This is a genomic window from Streptomyces sp. NBC_01716 (assembly GCF_036248275.1).
In the GTDB taxonomy this organism is placed as follows: domain Bacteria; phylum Actinomycetota; class Actinomycetes; order Streptomycetales; family Streptomycetaceae; genus Streptomyces.
Genome location: NZ_CP109181.1, coordinates 7,202,670 through 7,223,009 on the forward strand (window position 1 = coordinate 7,202,670; position 20,340 = coordinate 7,223,009).

At 70.6% G+C, this 20,340-nt stretch carries 20 protein-coding genes; 16 read left to right on the plus strand and 4 right to left on the minus strand.

Features of this window, described 5'->3' with window-relative positions:
* Positions 1 to 60: 60 nt before the first annotated feature.
* Positions 61 to 2,280: an NADP-dependent isocitrate dehydrogenase gene (locus OIE74_RS31780; RefSeq protein WP_329389774.1), complete on the minus strand. Its 2,220-nt coding sequence runs from the start codon at positions 2,278 to 2,280 to the stop codon at positions 61 to 63.
* 122 nt (positions 2,281 to 2,402) lie between these two features.
* Here OIE74_RS31780 and OIE74_RS31785 point away from each other — a divergent pair, with 122 nt between their 5' ends.
* From OIE74_RS31785 to OIE74_RS31825, 9 genes are all read left to right on the plus strand, one after another.
* Complete coding sequence (locus tag OIE74_RS31785) at positions 2,403 to 2,948, plus strand: TetR/AcrR family transcriptional regulator (protein WP_329389776.1); 546 nt, start codon at positions 2,403 to 2,405, stop codon at positions 2,946 to 2,948.
* Positions 2,948 to 4,552 carry an MFS transporter gene (locus tag OIE74_RS31790; RefSeq protein ID WP_329389778.1) on the plus strand — a complete coding sequence of 535 codons (1,605 nt, stop codon included), beginning with the start codon at positions 2,948 to 2,950 and terminating at the stop codon, positions 4,550 to 4,552. The genes OIE74_RS31785 and OIE74_RS31790 overlap by 1 nt, the downstream gene beginning before the upstream one ends.
* 94 nt (positions 4,553 to 4,646) lie before the next feature.
* Complete coding sequence (locus OIE74_RS31795; RefSeq protein ID WP_329389781.1) at positions 4,647 to 4,892, plus strand: hypothetical protein; 246 nt, start codon at positions 4,647 to 4,649, stop codon at positions 4,890 to 4,892.
* On the plus strand, positions 4,889 to 5,944 hold the full coding sequence (locus tag OIE74_RS31800) for an AAA family ATPase (RefSeq protein WP_329389783.1): 1,056 nt from the start codon (positions 4,889 to 4,891) through the stop codon (positions 5,942 to 5,944). Before OIE74_RS31795 ends, OIE74_RS31800 begins: the two co-directional genes overlap by 4 nt.
* On the plus strand, positions 5,941 to 6,948 hold the full coding sequence (locus OIE74_RS31805; protein WP_329389785.1) for a DUF58 domain-containing protein: 1,008 nt from the start codon (positions 5,941 to 5,943) through the stop codon (positions 6,946 to 6,948). Before OIE74_RS31800 ends, OIE74_RS31805 begins: the two co-directional genes overlap by 4 nt.
* Positions 6,945 to 7,895: a VWA domain-containing protein gene (locus OIE74_RS31810; protein ID WP_329389787.1), complete on the plus strand. Its 951-nt coding sequence runs from the start codon at positions 6,945 to 6,947 to the stop codon at positions 7,893 to 7,895. The genes OIE74_RS31805 and OIE74_RS31810 overlap by 4 nt, the downstream gene beginning before the upstream one ends.
* A 15-nt stretch (positions 7,896 to 7,910) precedes the next feature.
* Positions 7,911 to 8,807, plus strand: a complete 897-nt coding sequence (locus tag OIE74_RS31815; protein WP_329389789.1) for a S1C family serine protease — start codon at positions 7,911 to 7,913, stop codon at positions 8,805 to 8,807.
* 246 nt (positions 8,808 to 9,053) lie between these two features.
* On the plus strand, positions 9,054 to 9,722 hold the full coding sequence (locus OIE74_RS31820) for a response regulator transcription factor (protein WP_329389791.1): 669 nt from the start codon (positions 9,054 to 9,056) through the stop codon (positions 9,720 to 9,722).
* Entirely contained in the window at positions 9,719 to 10,999 is a 1,281-nt protein-coding gene (locus OIE74_RS31825; RefSeq protein ID WP_329389794.1) for a sensor histidine kinase, read from the plus strand. Before OIE74_RS31820 ends, OIE74_RS31825 begins: the two co-directional genes overlap by 4 nt.
* Before the next feature lie 29 nt (positions 11,000 to 11,028).
* Here the strand turns inward: OIE74_RS31825 and OIE74_RS31830 are convergent, their stop codons facing one another.
* The gene (locus OIE74_RS31830; RefSeq protein ID WP_329389796.1) at positions 11,029 to 11,703 is read right to left on the minus strand and encodes a lysophospholipid acyltransferase family protein; all 675 of its coding nucleotides are present in this window, start codon (positions 11,701 to 11,703) and stop codon (positions 11,029 to 11,031) included.
* A 235-nt stretch (positions 11,704 to 11,938) separates the two neighbouring features.
* On the opposite strand from OIE74_RS31830, the gene OIE74_RS31835 reads away from it, so the two are divergent.
* Both OIE74_RS31835 and OIE74_RS31840 read left to right on the plus strand, forming a co-directional pair.
* Positions 11,939 to 13,105, plus strand: coding sequence for a glycerophosphodiester phosphodiesterase (locus tag OIE74_RS31835; RefSeq protein WP_329389798.1), 1,167 nt, complete (start codon positions 11,939 to 11,941; stop codon positions 13,103 to 13,105).
* Positions 13,106 to 13,456: 351 nt separating this feature from the next.
* On the plus strand, positions 13,457 to 13,960 hold the full coding sequence (locus tag OIE74_RS31840; protein WP_329389800.1) for a GNAT family N-acetyltransferase: 504 nt from the start codon (positions 13,457 to 13,459) through the stop codon (positions 13,958 to 13,960).
* Positions 13,961 to 14,035: 75 nt separating this feature from the next.
* On the opposite strand, the gene OIE74_RS31845 is transcribed toward OIE74_RS31840, so the two are convergent.
* Both OIE74_RS31845 and OIE74_RS31850 read right to left on the minus strand, forming a co-directional pair.
* The gene (locus OIE74_RS31845; RefSeq protein WP_329392524.1) at positions 14,036 to 14,371 is read right to left on the minus strand and encodes a hypothetical protein; all 336 of its coding nucleotides are present in this window, start codon (positions 14,369 to 14,371) and stop codon (positions 14,036 to 14,038) included.
* A 122-nt stretch (positions 14,372 to 14,493) separates the two neighbouring features.
* Positions 14,494 to 14,853, minus strand: a complete 360-nt coding sequence (locus tag OIE74_RS31850) for a hypothetical protein (RefSeq protein WP_329389802.1) — start codon at positions 14,851 to 14,853, stop codon at positions 14,494 to 14,496.
* Positions 14,854 to 15,492: 639 nt separating this feature from the next.
* Between OIE74_RS31850 and OIE74_RS31855 the strand changes: the two genes are divergently transcribed.
* From OIE74_RS31855 to cbiE, 5 genes are all read left to right on the plus strand, one after another.
* Positions 15,493 to 16,575 (plus strand): methionine ABC transporter ATP-binding protein, encoded by a 1,083-nt coding sequence (locus OIE74_RS31855; RefSeq protein ID WP_329389804.1) that lies wholly within the window; start codon positions 15,493 to 15,495, stop codon positions 16,573 to 16,575.
* Positions 16,572 to 17,240 carry a methionine ABC transporter permease gene (locus OIE74_RS31860; protein WP_329389807.1) on the plus strand — a complete coding sequence of 223 codons (669 nt, stop codon included), beginning with the start codon at positions 16,572 to 16,574 and terminating at the stop codon, positions 17,238 to 17,240. The genes OIE74_RS31855 and OIE74_RS31860 overlap by 4 nt, the downstream gene beginning before the upstream one ends.
* A gap of 80 nt (positions 17,241 to 17,320) precedes the next feature.
* Positions 17,321 to 18,181 (plus strand): MetQ/NlpA family ABC transporter substrate-binding protein, encoded by an 861-nt coding sequence (locus tag OIE74_RS31865; RefSeq protein ID WP_329389809.1) that lies wholly within the window; start codon positions 17,321 to 17,323, stop codon positions 18,179 to 18,181.
* A gap of 104 nt (positions 18,182 to 18,285) precedes the next feature.
* Complete coding sequence (locus OIE74_RS31870) at positions 18,286 to 18,924, plus strand: GNAT family N-acetyltransferase (protein ID WP_329389811.1); 639 nt, start codon at positions 18,286 to 18,288, stop codon at positions 18,922 to 18,924.
* 175 nt (positions 18,925 to 19,099) lie between these two features.
* Positions 19,100 to 20,320, plus strand: a complete 1,221-nt coding sequence (gene cbiE / locus OIE74_RS31875; protein WP_329389813.1) for a precorrin-6y C5,15-methyltransferase (decarboxylating) subunit CbiE — start codon at positions 19,100 to 19,102, stop codon at positions 20,318 to 20,320.
* The last annotated feature ends 20 nt before the right edge of the window (positions 20,321 to 20,340 follow it).

The window sequence follows — 20,340 nt, forward strand, 5'->3', positions numbered from 1 at the left end:
GCAGACCGTCGCCGGGCGGGCCGCTGCTGCGGCCCGCCCGGCGATTTCGTGTGCCCGGGATCAACCCAGCGTCGAGATCGCCTGGTTGAACGTCTTCGACGGCCGCATCACGGCCTCGGCCTTGGCCGGGTCCGGCTGGTAGTAGCCGCCGATGTCGGCGGGCGCCCCCTGCACGGCGAGGAGTTCGCCGACGATCGTCTCCTCCTGCTCGGTCAGCGTCTTGGCGAGAGCCTCGAACGCGGAGGCGAGCCGCGCGTCCTCGGTCTGCCCGGCCAGCTCCCGCGCCCAGTAGAGCGCCAGGTAGAAGTGGCTGCCGCGGTTGTCGATCCCGCCGACCTTGCGGCTGGGCGACTTGTTCTCGCTCAGGAACGAGCCGGTGGCGCGGTCGAGCGTGTCGGCCAGCACCTGGGCGCGCGCGTTGCCGGTGGTGGTCGCGAGGTGCTCGAAGCTGACGGCCAGCGCGAGGAACTCGCCCAGGCTGTCCCAGCGCAGGTAGTCCTCCTTGACGAGCTGCTGTACGTGCTTCGGCGCCGAGCCGCCCGCGCCCGTCTCGAAGAGCCCGCCGCCGTTGATGAGCGGCACGACCGAGAGCATCTTGGCGCTCGTACCGAGCTCCAGGATCGGGAAGAGGTCGGTCAGATAGTCACGCAGGACGTTGCCGGTGACCGAGATGGTGTCCTCGCCGCGCCGGATGCGCTCCAGCGAGAACGCGATCGCGTCCACGGGGTTCATGATCTCGATGCGCAGGCCATCGGTGTCGTGCTCGGGCAGGTACGCGTTGACCTTGGCGATCAGGTTGGCGTCGTGCGCGCGGCCCTCGTCCAGCCAGAACACGGCCGGGTCGCCGGTGGCGCGGGCGCGGCCGACGGCGAGCTTGACCCAGTCCTGGATCGGCACGTCCTTGGTCTGGCACATCCGGAAGACGTCGCCCGCGCTGACCGTCTGCTCCAGTACGGCGTTGCCCGCCGTGTCCACGACGCGCACCGTGCCGGTGGCCGGGATCTCGAAGGTCTTGTCGTGGCTGCCGTACTCCTCGGCCGCCTGCGCCATCAGACCGACGTTGGGCACCGAGCCCATGGTCGACGGGTCGTAGGCGCCGTTGGCGCGGCAGTCGTCGATGACGACCTGGTAGATGCCCGCGTAGCTGCTGTCCGGGATGACGGCGAGCGTGTCGGCCTCGGCGCCGTCCGGGCCCCACATATGGCCCGAGGTGCGGATCATGGCAGGCATCGAGGCGTCGACGATGACATCGCTCGGGACGTGCAGGTTGGTGATGCCCTTGTCGGAGTCGACCATCGCGAGCGCCGGGCCTTCGGCCAGCTCGGCGGCGAAGGAGTCGGCGATCTTCGATCCGCCGGGCAGCGACTGAAGACCCTTGAGGATGCCGCCGAGACCGTCGTTCGGGCTCAGACCGGCCTCGGCGAGCGCGTGACCGTGCTCGGCGAACGTCTTGGGGAAGAAGGCACGCACCGTGTGACCGAAGATGATCGGGTCGGAGACCTTCATCATCGTGGCCTTGAGGTGCACCGAGAAGAGCACGTCCTCGGCCTTGGCGCGGGCGATCTGCGCCGTCAGGAACTCACGCAGCGCGGCGACGCGCATCGCGGACACGTCCACGACCTCGCCGGCCAGCACGGGCACCGACTCACGCAGGACGGTGGTGTTCCCGTCGTCGCCCACCAGCTCGATGCGCAGCGAGCCGTCCTCCGCGATCACGGCGGACTTCTCGGTGGAGCGGAAGTCGTCGGCGTCCATGTGCGCGACGTTCGTCTTCGAATCGGCCGTCCAGGCGCCCATCCGGTGCGGGTGCGCCTTGGCGTAGTTCTTCACCGACGCGGGGGCGCGGCGGTCCGAGTTGCCCTCGCGCAGCACCGGGTTCACGGCGCTGCCCTTGACCTTGTCGTAGCGCGCCCGTACGTCCCTGTCCTCGTCGGACTTCGGGTCGTCCGGGTAGTCGGGGAGCGCGTAACCCTGCTGCTGGAGCTCGGCGATCGCGGCCTTCAGCTGCGGGATCGAGGCCGAGATGTTCGGCAGCTTGATGATGTTGGCCGCGGGGGTCTTGGCCAGGGCGCCGAGCTCGGCGAGTGCGTCGTCGATCCGCTGTCCCGGTTCGAGACGGTCGGTGAAACCGGCGATGATCCGGCCCGCCAGGGAGATGTCACGGCGCTCGACCGTGACCCCGGCCGTCGAGGCATAGGCCTCGACCACAGGCAGGAATGAGTAGGTGGCCAAGGCCGGGGCCTCGTCGGTGTGCGTGTAAATGATGGTCGAGTCTGTCACCGGGTGCTCCGCTCCACGTCTGCAACATTGCTCGACATCAAGATATCCCGTGGCGGGGCCCCACTCGACAGTGACCCGTGATCGATGAGACGTCGGTGTCTCATTTGGGTTATGGTTGTCTCATGACAGTCGATCGTGACCAGGTGCTGCGTACCGCCGCCGCCCTCCTCACCCGCAAGGCCACCGCCACCATGGACGAGGTCGCGCGGGCCTCCGGCATCGGCCGGGCCACCCTGCACCGGCACTTCGCGGGGCGTGACGCCCTGGTCAAGGCGCTGGAGGAGCTGGGCATCCGGGAGTGCGAAGCGGCGCTCGACGCGGCGCGGACGGACGAGGGAACCGCGAGCGACGCGCTCCGCAGGCTCATCGCCGAGGTCGAGCCCGCCGCCGGGCTCCTGGCCTTCCTGGTCACCGAGAACCAGCTCTTCGAGGACGACGTGAACGAGGGCTGGGACCGGCTCGACGCCCGGGTCTCGGCGCTCTTCCGGCGCGGACAGGAAGGGGGCGAGTTCCGGATCGACCTGCCACCCGCCTGGCTCACCGAGGCGTTCTACAGCCTTGTCGGCACCGCCGCGTGGGCCATCCAGGACGGCCGGGTCGCCGCGAAGGACTTCCAGTACATGATCGCCGAGCTGCTGCTCGGCGGAGCACGACGGAGCGTGGAGTGATGACCGGCACCGACCGGACGGCGAAGGTGGCGACGGGGAAGGCGAGGGCGACGGAGCTTACGGATGTGACGCACCGCCCGGGGCGCTGGCTCGCCCTGTCCGTACTCGTCCTGGCCGTGCTGCTGGTGGCGGTCGACGCCACGGTGCTCGGCCTGGCCACACCGTTCCTGAGCGAGGACCTCGAGCCGTCCGGCACCCAACTGCTCTGGATCGGCGACATCTACTCGTTCGTCATCGCCGGCCTGCTCGTCTCCATGGGCAGCCTCGGCGACCGGATCGGGCGGAAGAAGCTGCTGCTGACGGGCGCGGTGGCCTTCGGCGCCGTCTCCGTGATCAACGCCTACGCGACCAGCCCCGAGATGATGATCGTCGCGCGGGCGCTGCTGGGTGTCGCCGGTGCCACGCTGATGCCCGCCACGCTCGCCCTGATCCGCAACATCTTCCACGACCCCAGGGAACGCAGCCTCGCCATCGGTATCTGGGGCGCCGCGGCGTCGGCGGGCGCGGCTGTGGGCCCGGTTGTCGGCGGATTCCTGCTGGAGCACTTCTGGTGGGGCTCGGTCTTCCTGATCAACCTGCCCGTCATGGCGGTCCTCGTCGTCGTCGGCGTGAGACTTCTCCCGGAGTCGAAGAACCCCGCGCCCGGTCCCTGGGACGTGGCGAGCGTCGTGCTGTCGCTCGTCGGGATCGTCGGGATCGTGTACGCCATCAAGGAAGCGGCGGCGTACGGGCTGCGCTGGGACATCGCGGCGGCGGCGGTGATCGGCGTGGTGGCGCTCACCGGCTTCGTCCGCAGACAGCTGAGGATCCGTCACCCGCTGCTCGACATGCGGCTGTTCAGGAACCGCGGTTTCTCCGGCGCCGTCCTGGCCGACCTGCTGACGATCTTCGGTCTGTCGGGGCTGGTCTTCTTCCTCTCGCAGTATCTGCAACTCGTCCAGGGACGGGGGCCGTTGGAGGCGGGCCTGGCCGAACTGCCCGCCGCCGTCGGCGCCGTGACGGCGGGTCTGCTCGCGGGCCGGGCCGCCCGGCGGTTCTCCGTACGGCTGGTGGTCGCCGGCGGCCTGGCCAGTGTGGGCCTGGCGACCGCGGCCCTCGTCGCACTGACCGAGCACACCGGCTATCCGATGCTCGGCGCCGTGCTGCTCGTGGTCGGCGTCGGCGCGGGATTCTCCTTCACGGTCACGGCCGACGTGATCCTCTCCAGCGTCCCCAAGGAACAGGCCGGCGCGGCATCGGCGGTGTCCGAGACCGCGTACGAACTGGGCGCCGCCCTCGGCATCGCGCTCCTCGGCTCGATCGTCACGGGCGTCTACCGGGGCTTCCCCACCCCGCGGGACGTACCGGCCGGGACTGCCGACGCCGCGCACGAGTCCCTGGGCGGCGCGGTCGAGGCGGCGGGCACCGTCCCCGCCCACCAGGCGGCGGAACTGCTCGCGGCGGCCCGGGATGCGTTCGTCGACGGCCTGAGCATCGCGGCGGGCGCCGGGGCGGCGGTCCTGCTCGCGGCCTCGGTGGCGGCGTGGTTCCTGCTGCGCGGCCAGAAGCTGGCGGACCACACCGAGACACCCGCCGCACCGCCGGCCCTCCCGCACCGGCCCTGACCAGCGAGCGTCCCCCGCTTTAGGTCCGTTTTCGCCTTCGCCTGATGGTCTGTCCTCCGACACCGGCTTCCCAGCCCCAAGGAGCGAGAAGACCATGACACGTCGTACGCGCAGCACCGCCCTCGCCGCGATCACTGTTCTGGCCGCGGCGGGTATCACCGCCGTCGGCGGCGCCGCCCTCGCCGACGGCGGCAGCACGCCGCCCGACGAGGTGCGGCTCGTCGTCGACGAGGAAGCTCCCGGCGCCGCCGTCGCGGACAAGGACGACTGCCCGGAGAAGCAGGCTCCGCCGGCGCCCGCCGAGGCGGGGGACACGGCCAATCCCGCGGACGCGCTGTGACCGACGTCCACACCGACGCCCACACCGACGAGGAGAAGCTACTCGAAGAGGCGCTGTTCGAGGTCAAGCGGGTCATCGTCGGCCAGGACCGCATGGTGGAACGGATGTTCACCGCCGTACTGGCCCGTGGGCACTGCCTCCTCCAAGGCGTGCCCGGCGTCGCCAAGACGCTCGCGGCCAAGACCCTGGCCCGGGTGGTGGGAGGAGAGTTCACCCGGCTCCAGTTCACCCCCGACCTGGTGCCGTCCGACATCACCGGCACCCGGATCTACCGGCAGTCGACCGAGACGTTCACGGTCGAACCCGGCCCCGTCGTCGCCAACTTCGTCCTCGCCGACGAGATCAACCGGGCCCCCGCCAAGGTCCAGTCCGCCCTCCTCGAAGTCATGGCCGAACACCAGGTCTCCATCGGCGGCACCACCATCGAGGTGCCCCGGCCCTTCCTCGTGCTCGCCACCCAGAACCCCATCGAGTCCGAGGGCGTGTACCAGCTCCCCGAGGCCCAGCGCGACCGTTTCCTGCTCAAGGTCGACATCGCCACCCCCTCCGAGTCCGAGGAACTGGCGATCCTCTACCGGATGAGCGTCGACCCGCCGAAGCCCCGGCCCGTCCTCACCCCCGACCTGGTCATCGGCCTCCAGCGGGCCGCCGACAACGTGTTCGTCCACCACGCCGTGGCCGAGTACGCGGTACGGCTCGTCTGCGCCACCCGCGAACGCGCCCACGCCGACGGCCGGCTGGCGCACGGCGCGGGCCCGCGCGCCACGCTCGGCCTCGTCGCGGCGGCCCGCGCCACCGCCCTGCTGCGCGGCCGGCGCTACGTACTGCCGCAGGACGTCCGGGACCTGGCGCACGAGGTCCTCGCGCATCGCCTGGTGCTCTCCTTCGACGCGCTCGCCGACGGTGTCACCGCCGCCGAGATCGTCGACGAGGTCCTCGCGGTCGTCGACCAGCCCCGGATCACTCCCCGCCAGGACCCGGTGGCGGGCGAGACGCCCGTTGACGCCCCGGCCGGAGACTCCTGGACCGAGCACCGCGAGGACGCGGCATGACCGGTCCCACACTCCGCGAACTCACCCCCGAACAGGCCCTGCGCCATCTCGAACTCCTCTTCACCCGGCGCCCCGACGGGCTCCTCCAGGGCGACCACCCCGGCCGCCACGGCGGCCCCGGCAGTGAACCCGCCGAGACCCGTCTCTACGAGCCGGGCGTCGACGACGTCCGCCGGATGGACTGGAACGCCACCGCCCGCACCACCCGTCCCCATGTCCGCCTCACCCTGGCCGACCGCGAACTCACCACCTGGATCGTGCTCGACGCGACCGCCAGCATGGACTTCGGCACCGCGCGGATGGAGAAGCGCGACCTCGCCGTCGGCGCCGCCGCGGCCGTCGCCTTCCTCACCGAACGGACCGGCAACCGCGTCGGCGCCCAGATCACCGGCCCCGGCGGAATCCGGCGCATCCCGCCACGCGGCGGACGCCGCCAGCTGCTCGCCCTCCTGCGGGCCGTCCTGGAGCGCCCGCGCGAGCCCGCCGTTCCCGGGCAACTCCACGGGCACACCCTCGACACGGCGCTGCGCGCCCTGCACACCCTCCAGCCGCCGCGCGGTCTGGTCGCCGTCGTGTCCGACTTCCTGGAGACCGGCTGGGAACGCCCGCTGCGCGTGCTCGCCCACCGCCACCAAGTACTCGCCGTGGAGATCACCGACCCCCGGGAACTGGAGCTGCCCGACGTCGGGATGCTGACCCTCGTCGATCCCGAGACCGGGCGAAGCCGCGAAGTACCCACCCACTCAAGGAAGTTGCGCGCACGGTACGCCGAGGCCGCCCAGGAACAGCGCACCCTGATCAGCAAGTCGATCCGCCGCTCCGGCGCCGCGCATCTGCGGCTGCGCACCGACCGCGACTGGGTCAGGGACGTCGTACGGCACGTCGAGGCCCAACGCCGCGCCACCGGCGGCACGTTGGGCGGCGGCAGCGGCGGCACGTTGGGCTGCGGCAGCGGCGGCAGCGGCGGCGCGGCGGGCGGTCCGGGCGGGAGGGCCGGCACATGACGCTGCTCTCGCCCGGCTGGCTGCTCCTGCTCGTCCCCCTCGCGGGTCTGGTCGCCCTCTACGCCGTCGTACAGCGCAGACGCGGGCGTTACGCCGTGCGCTTCACCAACCTCGACCTGCTGGACAAGGTCGCGCCCGAGCAGCCGGGACGGCGCAGGCACATTCCCGCCGCCGCCTTCTGCGCCACCCTGGCCCTGCTCGTCGTCGGCTTCGCCCGGCCCACCACCGACGTACAGGTGCCGCGCGAACGGGCCACCGTCGTCGTCGCGTTCGACATCTCGGCCTCCATGGAAGCCACCGACGTCAGCCCCAGCCGCTTCACCGCCGCGCAGCGCGCCGCCCTCGACTTCGTCGACCGGCTCCCCGCACGCTTCAACGCCGGCCTCGTCCCCTTCAGCGGCTCCGCCACCGTCGCCGTAGCGCCGACCACCGACCGTGACGTGCTGCGCTCCGCCATCAGCGGACTGACCACCGGCGAGGGCACGGCGATCGGGGAGGCCGTCGTCGCGGCACGTGACGCGGTCAGGGACCTGGACGAGCGGGCGGAACAGGACCCGCCGCCGGCCCACATCGTGCTCCTCTCCGACGGCACCAACACCGCGGGCCGCTCGGTCGCGGAGGCCGCGCGAGAGGTGGCCGGAGACGCCATCCCGGTGTCGACCATCGCGTACGGCACGGAGGACGGCGTCGTGGAGATGCCGAACGGCACCACCCTGGAGGTCCCCGCGGACGGCCCCGCCCTGGAAGGGCTCGCCGCCGACACCGGGGGCGACTACCACGAGGCCGCGTCCGGAGAGGAACTCCAGCAGGTCTACGAGGACATCGGCAGCTCCGTCGGACACCGCACCGAGGAGCGCGAGATCTGGCAGTGGTTCGTCGCCGCGGGACTGCTCACGGCACTCGCGACCGCCGCCACCTCACTCCTCTGGTTCTCCCGGCTTCCCTAGGAAGGACGAACGACCATGTCCGACAACCGAGTTCACGGTCTTGGCGAACCACGCGGCCCGTCCTTCGTCCCCGGGCGTCCGCCGCCCCCGCGGCAGGCGGGGGCCCAACTCCCGTACGCCGACACGCCCGCGCCGTACGCCACCCCGGCCGGCATCCCGCGAACCTCCGCCCGCCCACGCCCCGTCCTCGCCGCCGTCCTCGCCGCGCTCCTCACCGGAACCGCCGCCGGGGCCGTCGCGGGTTACGCGAGCGGGTCGTCCGGAGCCGACAACGCCCCGCCGCCCGCCGCCGAAGCCGCGGGTGGCGCACCGGCGGGGCTCGAAGGCGTCGCCGCCCGCGTCCTGCCCAGCGTCGTGTCGGTCGGCGCGGGCGGCTCGGGCGGGTCCGGCTTCGTACTGGACACGCAGGGCCGCATTCTCACCAACGCCCATGTGGTCGCGGGCAGTTCGGAGGTCTCCGTGGTCCTCGACAACGGCCGCAGACTCTCCGCCGACGTACTCGGCAGGGATCCCGCGCACGACATCGCCGTCCTCCAGACGGAAACGACCGGCGGTCTGCGGCCCGCCCAGGTCGCCACCGGCACCGGACCGGCCGTGGGCGACGCGGTCCTCGCCATCGGCTCCCCGCTCGGGCTTTCGGGCACCGTCACCGCCGGGATCGTCAGCGCGCTCGACCGGGAGGTCAGCCTCGGCAGCGGAGGCGGCGGCCGGACCGCCCTCCAGACCGACGCCTCGATCAACCCGGGCAACTCCGGCGGCCCGCTCGTGGACGACCGGGGCCGGGTGATCGGCATCAACACCGCCATCGCGACGCTCGACCGCGGCGGCGGGGGCGGCTCCATCGGCATCGGCTTCGCGATCCCGGTGGACGAGGCGCTCCGGGCGGCGGAGTCCATCATCGACGGTGACTAGGGCGTGTTTGAGAAGTGGCGTCGTCCGCCCATCGGGCGGGGCCCACGGCGTCTGGTGCGTGCGATCGCAAGGCGGAGGATCATCCCCGTAGATGGACCGGACGTACGTGGATGACTCCGACAACGCAGCGAGCGCGCGTGCCAGGCGTCGTGGGCCAGACGGGACTTCTCAAACACGCCCTAGGTCCGGCCAGGCAGCGCTCAGCGGCACTCCCGGCCGCCGCCGTACGGAGGTTAGGTTCGCATCATGAGAATCCTCGCGGTCGAGGACGAGGCCGACCTGGTCGCCGCGCTCCGGGTCGGTCTCGTCCGCGCCGGTTACGCGGTCGACTGGGCCGGCGACGTCGACTCCGCACTGGAGAAGCTGTCCGTCAACGAGTACGACCTCGTCCTGCTCGACCTGATGCTCCCCGACGGCGACGGGTTCTCCGTCTGCCGCACCATCAGAGCCGTGCCCGGCGGCCCCCGCATCCTCATGCTCACCGCACGCGACCGGCTCGCCGACCGCGTACGGGGCCTGGACGAGGGCGCCGACGACTACCTGGTCAAACCCTTCGCCCTGCCCGAGCTGCTGGCCCGTATCAGAGCCCTGCTGCGCCGCGAGGACAGCGGCACCTCGGTCGTCACGGTCGGCGAACTGCGCCTGGACACCGCCAGGTTCGAGGCGTTCCGGGGCGAGCGCCCGCTCCGGCTGACGTCCAAGGAGTTCAGCGTCCTGCACTATCTGATGACCCGTCCCGGCCGGGTGGTCCCCGCCGAGGAGCTGCTCGAACACGTCTGGGACGAACACGCCGACCCGTTCACCAACACCGTGCGCGTCACGGTCGGTTCGCTCCGCAGAAAGGTCACCGGCGAGGACACACCGCTCATCGAGACCGTCATACGCCAGGGCTACCGGCTCATGGACGCCCCATGACCCGCGGCTCCGGGCGCTTCGGAAGGCTCGGCGGCGCGCGGGCCCGTGTCCCACTGCCCGCCTTCGTCCACACCGTCCGCTTCCGGCTCACCGTGATGTACTCCGCACTGCTCTTCGTGCTCACGGCGCTGGTGCTCGGCGGCGTCTACGTCGTCGTGGAGAAGAGCGGGGACGCGCACCCCGTCACCAACGAGTACACGGCGGAGAAGTACGTCGGCGGCCAGTACGTGGGCGACTTCGACGTCGTGAAGGTCCGCGACGTGGAAGCGGCGGTCAACTACCAGACGCTGCACAACCTCCGCCGATTCTCCTTCCTCCTCCTCGGCGGCATCGCCGTCGCCAGCTTCGGCATCGGCTGGGTGCTCTCCGGCCGCGCCCTGCGCCCCGTCCGGGCCATCTCCCGTACGGCGGCCGAGATCCAGGCCACCGACCTCTCCCAGCGCATCCGGCTGACCGGACCGCGCGACGAACTGCGCGAACTCGGCGACACCGTCGACTCCATGCTCGACCGGCTGGACGACGGCTTCCGCGCCCAGCGCCAGCTCATCGACGACGCGTCGCACGAACTGCGCAGCCCGCTCACCATCATCCGGGCGAATCTCGACGCCGTACTGACCGCCGAGGAGTCCGACGAACAGGAACGGCGCGAGGCGGTCAGGATCGTCGACCGGGCGACCACCCGGATGACCCGTCTGGTCGAGGACCTGCTGGCCACCGCCCGCCGCAGCGCACCGGCACTGGCCGACACGGACGTCGACCTCGCGGTGGTCGCCGACGAGGCCTGCGAGGAGTTCGCGGTCCTGGCCGCCGAACGGGGACTCGCCTTCGACCGCAGGCTGACCCGGGGCGACACCACGATCGGGGACCACGACGCGCTGCGCAGGGCCGTCGGCAATCTGCTGTCCAACGCGGTACGGCTCTCCCCGGCCGGCACCCGCATCGTGGTCTCGACGGGGCGGCGCGACAGATGGCTGTGGGTCTCGGTGAAGGACTCCGGGCCGGGCATCGACGCCGACGACCAGGGCCGCGTCTTCGACCGCTTCTGGCGCGCGGGGAACGGCGGTGGCACGGGCCGTGACAGGCACGCGGGCCTGGGACTCGCGATCGTCCGTCAGATAGTCGAATCGCACGCCGGACAGGTCAGGCTGACCTCTCGCAGAGGAGTGGGCAGCACCTTCGTGCTGTGGCTTCCGGCCGCGGGGGAGACGAGTGGGGAGCAGACCAGGCCGGGCGGGTCACCGCCCGACGGCCCGCCGGACGAAGGGCCGTCCGGCTGACCGCGCGCCCGAGCATGCGACGGAAGGCGTCAGGCGGCCTTCGCCTTGGTGGCGTACATGTCCACGTACTCCTGCCCGCCGAGCCGCATGACCTCCGTCATCACGGAGTCGGTCACCGCCCGCAGCACATAGCGGTCGCGGTCCATCCCGTCGTACCGCGAGAACTCCATCGGCGCGCCGAAGCGGACCGTCACCCTGCTCGGCCTCGGCATGCCCGCCCCGTTCGGCTGGATCTTGTCCGTGCCGATCATCGCGAAGGGCACCACGGGCGCGCCCGTCATCAGGGTGAGCCGCGCGATGCCCGTACGGCCCCGGTACAGCCGGCCGTCGGGGGAGCGCGTGCCCTCGGGGTAGATGCCGAACATCTGACCGTCCTCCAGCACCCGGCGGCCGGTCATCAGCGCCGCGACACCGCCGTGCCCGCCGTCCCGGTCCACCGGGATCATGCCGCAGCCGGTGAAGAACCAGGCCATCAGCCGGCCCTTGATCCCCTTGCCGGTGACGTACTCGTCCTTGCCGATGAAGAAGACCTGACGGCTGCCGCAGACGAGCGGCAGGATCATCGAGTCGATGAAGGTCAGATGGTTTCCGGCGAGGATCACCGGACCGGTCCCCGGGATGTTCTCGGCGCCCTCCACCCGTGGCCGGAACATCAGACGCAAGATCGGTCCGAGCACTGCTTTGACGAGCGCAAAGCGGGACAACGGGGTCCTCCGGTTGGTGAGCGGTTTCGTTAACGGGCCCTAACTCTCTGCAGGTGAGGACGATACTCGCGGGTCGGCCTCCCGCGCACATCGGGCCGGGCCCGACGCGCGGTGTTGACACGAGTTTCCGGTGTGTTCGCGCACGGTCTGCCCGCAGTAGGGGGCGACTCCCTACGATCAAGCCCTTGCTTGACAGGTGCGGGACAGCACATGGACATCACATGAAGGAGCGTTCATGACACAGGGTGCGCAGAACATCCCGGGGCGAAGGACCGTGCTCGGAGCGGCGGTGCTCGGCTCGGCCGCACTCGGTCTTTCCGCCGGTACGGCCGGCACCGCTCAGGCCGCTCAGGCCGGCGGACACGGTGGGCACCGCCCGCCGCAGAAGAGACTGCCCGTGCCGACGATCGTCGGCCACCGCGGCGCCAGCGGCTACCGGCCCGAGCACACCCTCGGTTCGTATCAGCTCGCGCTCGACCTCGGCGCGCACGTGATCGAGCAGGACCTCGTGCCCACCAAGGACGGTCACCTCGTCTGCCGCCACGAGAACGACATCACGGGAACCACGGACGTCGCCGACCACCCCGAGTTCGCCGGCCGCAAGACGACCAAGAGCGTCGACGGAGTCAGCCTCACCGGCTGGTTCACCGAGGACTTCACCCTGGCCGAGCTGAAGACGCTGCGCGCCAAGGAGCGCATCCCGCAGACGCGTCAGCACGGCACGGTCTACAACGGCCGCTGGGAGATCCCCACCTTCGAAGAGGTGCTGCGGTGGGCCGACGAAGAGGGCCGGCGCCGGGGCGAGCCCGTATGGCTGTACGTCGAGACGAAGCACCCCACCTACTTCCGTGGCCTCGGCCTCGGCCTGGAGGAGCGGCTCGCGAAGCTGCTGCGCCGCTATGGCAGGGACCGCCGTGACTCCCCGCTCTTCCTCCAGTCCTTCGAGCCCACCAGCATGCAGCGCATGGCCAAGCTGGTCTCGACCCCGCGCGTCGTGCTCTTCGACGCCGCGAACACCCAGCCGTGGGACCTCAAGCAGGCGGGCGACCCGCGTTTCGTGGCCGACCTCATCACGCCCAAGGGGCTGACGTGGATCGCGTCGTTCGCGCAGGGCATCGGCCCGTGGCTGGACCTGATCATCCCGAAGGACAAGGACGGCAAGCTGGGCAAGCCGACCACCCTCGTGCGTGACGCGCACGCCAAGGACCTGATCCTGCACCCGTACACGATGCGCAACGAGAACAGCTTCCTGCCGGCGGACTTCCGGGTCGGTACGGACCCCAACGCGTACGGTGACGCCTTCGGGGCCTTCAAGGTCTACTTCGAGCAGGGCATCGACGGCATCTTCACCGACAACCCCGACACGGGTCTGCTGGCCGCCGCCGACTTCAACAAGGACTGACGGCGGTCACCGGCAGTGAAGACTGACCGAAGCGCCTGATGGTGTGCCCCGGCCGGGTGCTGACCGCCGGGGCACAACCATGCGCCGTGGACGCCGGGTTGGGCGCCGGAGCCCAGAACGTACACCTGGCCCCTATCCCGCTCCGGCGGCTGGGAAGTTGCCGTTCGACGGCCCCACCACCCGTGAAATCGCAGGAGGGTTGGGTATCTCACAGGTGAGTTTGAGGTCAGTGCGTTCCGGATGCCTGTGATGCCTGGGCAGAATGCTCATCACAGAGGTTGCAGCTCCTGAACTCCGGGGAAAGGAGCGGTAGACAACCGGCGGCAGCAGGTGAGCGGGAGGCATGCACACATGGGCATGAGCGTGACCATCTCAGCAGCGAGTGCACAGGACGCGGAACACATCCTCAAGCTTCAGTACCTCTGTTACCAGAGCGAGGCGGAGCTCTACGGTGACTACACCATCGAACCGTTGACCCAGACCCTTGACGACCTCAAGGAAGAGATCGCCCGCGGCCACGCGCTCGTGGCCAGGCTCGGCGGCGAAGTCGTGGCCTCCGTGCGGGGCGTTGTCGACGCGGAGGGCACGGCCAGGATCGGCAAGCTCATCGTTCACCCGCGGATGCGGCACCACGGTCTCGGCGGCCGGCTGCTCGACGCCATAGAGGGCAGCTTCGCCGGCGACGAGGCGGCCAAGCGCTTCCAGCTCTTCACCGGCCACCGCAGCGAGGGCAATCTGCGGCTGTACCGGAGCAAGGGGTACGCGCCGGTGGCCAGCGAGCCGACCGGTCCCGGTCTCACACTCGTGACGCTGGAGAAGGAAGCGGCCACCGGAGCCTTCGCCGCCAGCGCCTGACCTACGGCGGGCGACCGCTCACGAGCCCACCGTTCATGAGCCCCCACGGCTGAAGAGCTCAACCGCTCGACCCGCTCAACTCCGTCGGGACCTGCGCAGCCACAGCATCCCCGTGACCGGCAGCAGCACGGGAATGAAGAGATACCCCCAGCCGAACCCGGACCAGACCGTCGCGTCGGGGAAAGCGGAGGGGTTCACGATCGTCCAGGTCCCGACGGTGAGCACACCGGCGAGTTCGCCCGCGCAGCACACCAGCGCGACCCTCCGGGCCGTCTCGCCGCCCCGTACCAGCGTGTAGGTGATGAACACGTACACGACGGCCGCGACACCCGACAGCGTGTAGGCCAGCGGGGCCCGGTCGAACTTGGTGGAGATCTCGAAGGCGGTCCGCGACACCGCGCCGACCGACATCACCCCGTACAGCCACACGAGCAGCAGTCCGGGCCCCTGGACCAGCCTGGTCCGCCCCGGGGGCCGCTCGTCCGTGCCCGCTCCGGTGCTCACTTCCGCGCCGCCCGTCCCGGTCTCCACCGTCAGCCTCCCCAGATGTCGTACAGACGCACTTCGAGTACGGCGAGGACGACGGCGCCCGCCGAGACAGTGGCCGAACCCCAGCGGGTCCGCTCGGCCAAGGACAGGAATCCGGCCGCGGGTACGGCCGCGAACGCGCCGATCAGATACGAGACGAAGATCACCGAGCTGTCAGCCGGCTCCTCACCGCGTGCCAAGTGAACGATTCCGACGACCAGTTGGACGAGTGTCAGCACCGTGACCACCGCCATGCCGATGAAGTGCCAGTCCTTGGTGGGCTGGTCCCGGTACGCGGCGTAACCGCACCAGGCGGCGAGGGCGAGGGCGGCCACGGAGACCGTGACCGTCAGGGCGACAAGCATGCGGTCGAGAGTATTACGGCCCGGTAAGCCCGGTGCGCCCACCCCTGCGAGGAACAGGCCACGGTACGCGGCGGGCCACGGGACCGTGGCCTTGGCCACAGCCCGCGACCGCCCCGAGTCCACCCCCGGCATCGCCTTCCACACCCGCTCGCCCATATATGCGCAGGTCAGAGCCGTGGAATCGGGGAGCGGCATGCCGTTCGAGGGGCGTTCGGTATTCGGACAGCAGGGTGGAGTCCGGACATGAGCATCTGCTTTACTTACCGACATGACCACGACGAACAGCCGCATGCATGCGACCGAGGCGACCATGACGCCCGGTGTTCGTTGTCTGTGTCGAATGTGCGCCCACTGAGGGCCCCTGCCTGAGCCTCGCGCCCCGAAGCGAGACCCGACAGACGCGACGCCACGTCCACGGTTACGTCCGTACCTCCCGTACGTCACGCACCCGGACCACGTACGCCCGTCGGCGGCCCCGCACGGTCACCCACCGCAGCGCCCGCGAACGGCCCTGAACCGGCCGCGGGCCGCCGCGGGCCGACGTGCCGTGCGGTGTCGCGCCGCGCCAGGTCGGACCACCCGAACTCCCCCTGCCCCGCCCGGCCTTCGTGCCGCGCACCCGACAGTGACGGAACCCCTGTGATCACCACTACAGGCCTGACCAAGGTCTACCGGTCCGGCCGGTCGCGCGGCCCTGAGATCACCGCTCTCGACGGTGTCGACCTGCGTGTACGCGAGGGCGAGGTCTTCGGAGTCGTCGGCCGCAGCGGCGCCGGTAAGTCCTCGCTCATCCGCTGCGTCAACCTTCTGGAGCGGCCCACCGCCGGCACCGTGACCGTCGACGGGACCGACCTGACGGCTCTCGCCGGGCGGGGGCGGCGGGCCGGCAAGGAACTGCGGCGCGCGCGCAGCTCCATCGGCATGGTCTTCCAGCACTTCAACCTGCTGTCGTCGCGCACCGTCCAGGACAACATCGAACTGCCGCTGGAGATCCTTGGCCACCCTGCGCGGGAACGCTCCCGCAGGGCGCTGGAACTGCTCGACCTCGTCGGCCTCGCCGACAAGGCCAGGGTCTACCCGGCCCAGCTCTCCGGCGGCCAGAAGCAGCGCGTCGGTATCGCACGCGCCCTCGCGGGCAACCCGAAGGTGCTGCTCTCCGACGAGGCGACGAGCGCCCTCGACCCCGAGACCACCCGCTCGATCCTGGGACTCCTGCGCGACATCAACCAGCAGCTCGGCCTCACCATCCTGCTGATCACGCACGAGATGGAGGTCGTCAAGACGATCTGCGACTCCGCCGCGCTCATGGAGAAGGGGCGGATCACCGAGTCCGGCACGGTCGGCGAACTCCTCGCCACCCCCGGCTCGCGCCTGGCCCGCGAGCTGTTCCCGGTCGACGGTGCCGTCGCCGGACCCGGCAGCACGGTCATCGATGTCACCTTCCAGGGCGCGAGCGCCACCCAGCCGGTCATCTCCCAGCTGTCGCGTACCTACAACATCGACATCTCGATTCTCGGCGCGGCCATGGACACCGTCGGCGGCCGTCAGATCGGCCGGATGCGTATCGAACTGCCGGGCGCCTTCGAGGAGAACGTCGTGCCCCTCGGCTTCCTGCGCGAACAGGGCCTCCAGGTCGAGGTCGTGGAGCCGGCCGCGGACACCGCCGGGACGTCCCTGGCCACCGAACCGTCCACCCCGCTCACCAAGGAAGATGCCAAGTGACCTGGTCCGAAATGCAGCCACTGCTCAGCCAGGGGACGCTCGACACCCTCTACATGGTGCTGTGGTCGGCGCTGGTCACCGTCGCCGGGGGACTGCCGCTGGGCGTCCTGCTCGTCCTCACCGACAAGGGCGGGCTGCTCCAGAACACCCCCGTCAACAAGGTCGTCGGCGTGATCGTGAACATCGGCCGTTCGCTGCCGTTCATCATCCTGCTGATCGCGCTGATCCCCTTCACGACCTTCGTCGTCGGCACCTTCATCGGCCCCACGGCCATGATCGTGCCGCTCGCCATCGGCGCGATCCCGTTCTTCGCCCGGCTCGTCGAGACGGCGATACGGGAGGTCGACCACGGACTGGTCGAAGCCGTCCAGGCCATGGGCGGCTCCATCCCCACCATCGTCCGCAAGGTGCTGCTGCCCCAGGCCCTGCCGTCGATCGTCTCCGGCACCACCACCACCGTCATCGCGCTCATCGGCTACTCCGCCATGGCGGGCGCGGTCGGCGGCGAAGGCCTCGGCTCCAAGGCCGTCACCTACGGATTCCAGCGGTTCGAGAACGGCTTCATGATCGCCACGGTCGTCGTGCTGATCCTGATCGTCACCCTGATCCAGCTGCTCGGCGACCTCGCCGTACGGCTGCTGACCCGCCGGACCCGAACGGCATAGGCGCCGCCATCCCAGATGTCCCACCGGCCCGCACTCCTTGTCCGGGCTAGAACCACCCACACCGGAAAGAGGCACTCTTCGTGCGCACTCACCTCAAGATCGCCGCCGCCGCGGCCACCACCGCACTCGCCATCGGCCTCAGCGCCTGCGGCACCTCGTCCGACCCGGCCGAGAAGACCGCGGACGGCGCCAAGCCCGACGAGTCCAAGCCCCTGCTCGTCGCGGCGTCCCCCACACCGCACGCCGACATCCTGAACTTCATCAAGGACGAACTGGCCCCGGACGCCGGACTCAAGCTCGACGTCAAGGAGTTCACGGACTACGTCCTGCCGAACACCGCCACCGAGAGCGGCGAGGTCGACGCCAACTACTTCCAGAACAAGCCCTACCTCGACGACTTCAACAAGAAGAACGACACCCACATCGTTCCGGTCGTCAATGTCCATCTGGAACCGCTCGCCCTCTACTCCAAGACGGTCAACGACCTCGGCGCCCTCAAGTCCGGCCAGACAGTGGCCATCCCGAACGACACGGTGAACGAGGGCCGCGCCCTGAAGCTCCTCGCCGACAACGACGTGATCACGCTCGCGGACGGCGTCGACGGCAACGGCACCCTGGCCGACATCAAGGACGACAAGGGCCTGAAGTTCAAGGAACTGGAGGCAGCCACCCTGCCCCGCGCCCTGAACGACGTGGACGCCGCGGTCATCAACGGCAACTACGCCATCGAGGCCGACCTCAACCCGGCCGAGGACTCCCTGGCCCTGGAGAAGACCGAGAACAATCCGTACGCCAATTTCCTCGCCGTCAAGGAGGGCAACGAGAAGGACCCGCGGGTGCTGAAGCTCGCGAAACTCCTCAACTCGCCCCAGGTGAAGAAGTACATCGAGGACACCTACAAGAACGGCGCCGTGCTGCCCGCCTTCGGTCCGCCCGCGTAACCGGCCGTCAATTCGGCGGGAGCCCCGTACACCCCGGCCGTGTGCGGGGCTCCCCCGATGCTGCATGCTGTGCATTTACGACGGACTGAGGCATGGAGCTGCGCATGACTACCACCTTTCCGGACGTCTCCATCAGCACCGAGCGGCTGGTGCTGCGCGCGTTCGAGGACGCGGACATCCCGGCGCACATCGAGATGATGAACGACGAACCGGTCATCGCGTGGACGTCGGCGCCCTGCCCGTACACCGTCCGGGACGCCGAGCAGTGGGTCCGCGCAATCGCCCCCGCGGAACGCACCGAGGGGCGCGGACTGGTCCTCGCCGTCACCGAGTTCCTCACTCAGCGCCTCGTCGGCCTCGCGCGCCTCCAGAACACCAACTGGCGCACCCGGGCGACCGAGATCTCCTACGTCACCGCCCCCTGGGCGCGCGGCGAGGGGTACGCCACCGAGTCGGTGCTCGCCGTCGCGCAGTGGCTCTTCCGCGACCAGACCTTCGAACGCATCGAACTGCGCACCGCAGCCGACAACACGGCGGCCCAGCAGGTCGCGCAGAAGGCCGGCTGCATCAGCGAGGGCGTCCTGCGCAACGCGTGGATAGCGCGTACGCAGACGGAGACCGGCGGCTGGATCGACATCCGTACGGACCTCATCGTCTGGAGCCTGCTGCCCGAAGACCTCGAAGGCGTGGCCGACCAGATGGCGGACGCGGGCGGCTACGGCTCCTTCACCGACTGGAACTGAACGCACGCGGCTTCCCTGTCCCCACCGTCCTCCCAGGACCCCTGTCGGACCGCGCGACGACCGGCGGGTACCCTCACACGCACCGCCACGGTGCGGACCCCACACGCGACACCGATCCGCAGCCGCTCCGGCCTGCGACAGAACGACCTGACGACCTCCCGGGAGACTGACGACGATGGCCGACCGCGTCACGGTGATCGGCTGGGACGGCTCGCCCCTGGCGCCCGCGGCCAGATCCGCCCTCGCCGCCGCCACACTGGTGGCCGGTGCCGCCCACCATCTCGCCCTGCCGGAGATCCCGCCGGACGCCGAACGTATCCGTCTCGGCAGCGTGGACCTCGCGGCCCGCAGGATCGCCGGGCACCGCGGCAGCGCCGTCGTGCTCGCCGACGGTGACCCGGGCTTCTTCGGCGTCGTACGCACCCTGCGCGCGCCCGAGCACGGCCTGGAGGTCGAAGTCGTACCGGCCGTCTCCGCCGTGGCCACCGCCTTCGCCCGCGCCGGAATGCCCTGGGACGACGCGCAGGTGGTGGTTGCCCAGCGGCGCACACTCCGGCGCGCGGTCAACGTGTGCCGGGCGCACACCAAGGTCGCCGTCCTCACGTCCCCGGGCGCGGGGCCCGCCGAACTCGCCCTGCTGCTCCAGGGAGTTCACCGCACCTTCGTCATCTGCGAGGAACTGGGCACCGAGCGCGAACAGGTCACCGTCCTGACCTCGGACAAGGCGGCCGACCACGTCTGGCGGGACCCCAACGTGGTCATCGTCGTCGGCGGCATCGGCACCGCGCCCGTCCGCACCGGCGGCTGGATCGCGGCCCACGACCCCGAGTTCCCGCCCGCCGCGCGGGGTTGGGCCCTGCCGTCCGAGGAGTACGGCGTCGAGCTCGACGAGGGCGAGTCGACCTGGCTGCGCGCGGCCCAACTCGCCCGGCTCGGGGCCCGTACCGGCGATCTGGTGTGGGACATCGGCTCCGGCAGCGGCGCGTTCGCCGCCGAGGCGGGGCGCTTCGGCGCGGCTGTGATCGCCGTCGACGCGGAACCGGGGGCGTGCGCGAGCACGGCAGCCGCCGCCCGGCGCGCCGGCGTACAACTGGAAGTCGTGGAAGGCCGCGCGCCCCACGTACTGGAGAATCTGCCCGAGCCCGACGTCGTACGCATCGGCGGCGGGGGAGTGGACGTCGTCATCGCGTGCGCCGACCGCAGGCCCGCGCGCATCGTCACCCACGCGGCCACACGGGACGAGGCCGAGGCCGTCTGCACCGCCCTGCGCGAGGGCGGTTACACGGTGGAATGCGTCCTGCTCCAGTCCGTCGACATGGACACCGGAGCCTGGTCGGAGCGTGAACGCTCGGTGGTTTTCCTGGTCTCGGGGAAGCGGCCGGACCGCGCCCCCTGACCCTGTTGTCAGAGGCGCGA

Excerpts from the sequence above, each read along its gene's own strand:
- OIE74_RS31810 (WP_329389787.1), top strand. The coding sequence starts at position 6,945 with ATGACGCTGCTCTCGCCCGGCTGGCTGCTCCTGCTCGTCCCCCTCGCG.
- OIE74_RS31805 (WP_329389785.1), top strand. The coding sequence starts at position 5,941 with ATGACCGGTCCCACACTCCGCGAACTCACCCCCGAACAGGCCCTGCGC.
- OIE74_RS31815 (WP_329389789.1), top strand. The coding sequence starts at position 7,911 with ATGTCCGACAACCGAGTTCACGGTCTTGGCGAACCACGCGGCCCGTCC.
- OIE74_RS31795 (WP_329389781.1), top strand. The coding sequence starts at position 4,647 with ATGACACGTCGTACGCGCAGCACCGCCCTCGCCGCGATCACTGTTCTG.
- cbiE (WP_329389813.1), top strand. The coding sequence starts at position 19,100 with ATGGCCGACCGCGTCACGGTGATCGGCTGGGACGGCTCGCCCCTGGCG.
- OIE74_RS31790 (WP_329389778.1), top strand. The coding sequence starts at position 2,948 with ATGACCGGCACCGACCGGACGGCGAAGGTGGCGACGGGGAAGGCGAGG.
- OIE74_RS31850 (WP_329389802.1), bottom strand. The coding sequence starts at position 14,853 with ATGCTTGTCGCCCTGACGGTCACGGTCTCCGTGGCCGCCCTCGCCCTC.
- OIE74_RS31835 (WP_329389798.1), top strand. The coding sequence starts at position 11,939 with ATGACACAGGGTGCGCAGAACATCCCGGGGCGAAGGACCGTGCTCGGA.
- OIE74_RS31840 (WP_329389800.1), top strand. The coding sequence starts at position 13,457 with ATGGGCATGAGCGTGACCATCTCAGCAGCGAGTGCACAGGACGCGGAA.
- OIE74_RS31820 (WP_329389791.1), top strand. The coding sequence starts at position 9,054 with ATGAGAATCCTCGCGGTCGAGGACGAGGCCGACCTGGTCGCCGCGCTC.
- OIE74_RS31870 (WP_329389811.1), top strand. The coding sequence starts at position 18,286 with ATGACTACCACCTTTCCGGACGTCTCCATCAGCACCGAGCGGCTGGTG.
- OIE74_RS31785 (WP_329389776.1), top strand. The coding sequence starts at position 2,403 with ATGACAGTCGATCGTGACCAGGTGCTGCGTACCGCCGCCGCCCTCCTC.
- OIE74_RS31845 (WP_329392524.1), bottom strand. The coding sequence starts at position 14,371 with ATGTCGGTCGGCGCGGTGTCGCGGACCGCCTTCGAGATCTCCACCAAG.
- OIE74_RS31825 (WP_329389794.1), top strand. The coding sequence starts at position 9,719 with ATGACCCGCGGCTCCGGGCGCTTCGGAAGGCTCGGCGGCGCGCGGGCC.